Below are 882 nucleotides of genomic sequence, written 5' to 3'. Positions count from 1 at the left end.
CAGTGGACCGTCGACGGCGACGTCCGCGAACGCACCATCCCGGGGATCTTCGGCATCTTCGGGCACGGCAACGTCGCCGGGGTCGGTCAGGCCATCAAGCAGCTCCACGTCGAGCAGCCCGGTCTGCTGCCGTACCACCAGGCCCGCAACGAGCAGGCGATGGTGCACGAGGCCGTCGGCTTCGCCCGCATGCACCGCCGCCGCGCGACCTACGCGTCGACGGCGTCGGTCGGCCCGGGCGCCGCCAACATGCTGACCGCCGCGGCACTCGCCACCACGAACCGGCTGCCGGCACTGCTGCTGCCGTCGGACACCTTCGCCACGCGCACCACGGACCCGGTGCTCCAGCAGATCGAGCTGCCGCACGACACGTCGTTGCAGGTCACCGACGCCTTCCGTCCGCTGTCGCGCTACTTCGACCGTGTGGAGCGTCCGGAGCAGCTGTTCTCGATCGCCCTCGCCGCGATGCGGGTGCTGACCGACCCGGCCGAGACCGGTGCGGTGACGATCGCGCTGCCCGAGGACGTCCAGGCCGAGGAGTTCGACGTTCCCGTCGCGTTCCTGCAGCCGCGCGAGTGGCACATCCGCCGCCCGCTGCCCGAGCGCGGCCCGCTCGAGCGTGCCGTGGCCGCGATCCGTGCCGGCCGGCGTCCGGTCATCGTGGCCGGTGGCGGGGTGCTGTACTCCGACGCCGCCGACGAGCTCCGCGCCTTCGTCGAGGCCACCGGGATCCCGGTCGGCACGTCGCAGGCCGGTGGCGGATCCCTGGTCTGGGACCACCCGCAGTACCTCGGCGGGATCGGCGCGACGGGCACCGCGGCCGCCAACGCGATCGCCGCCCAGGCCGACGTCGTCATCGGGATCGGCACCCGCTACAGCGAC

Annotated in this window: 1 protein-coding gene; it reads left to right on the top strand. The window is 73.2% G+C overall.

Annotated elements, in window-relative coordinates:
• On the top strand, positions 1–882 hold an 882-nt coding region (locus BIU89_RS18790; RefSeq protein ID WP_254791632.1), incomplete at both ends, for a thiamine pyrophosphate-binding protein.

Source organism: Curtobacterium sp. MCBA15_005, from assembly GCF_001864855.1.
Lineage (GTDB): Bacteria > Actinomycetota > Actinomycetes > Actinomycetales > Microbacteriaceae > Curtobacterium > Curtobacterium flaccumfaciens.
The sequence above is the reverse complement of the archived record's forward strand: the minus strand, read 5'-3'. Positions and strand labels throughout refer to the sequence as shown.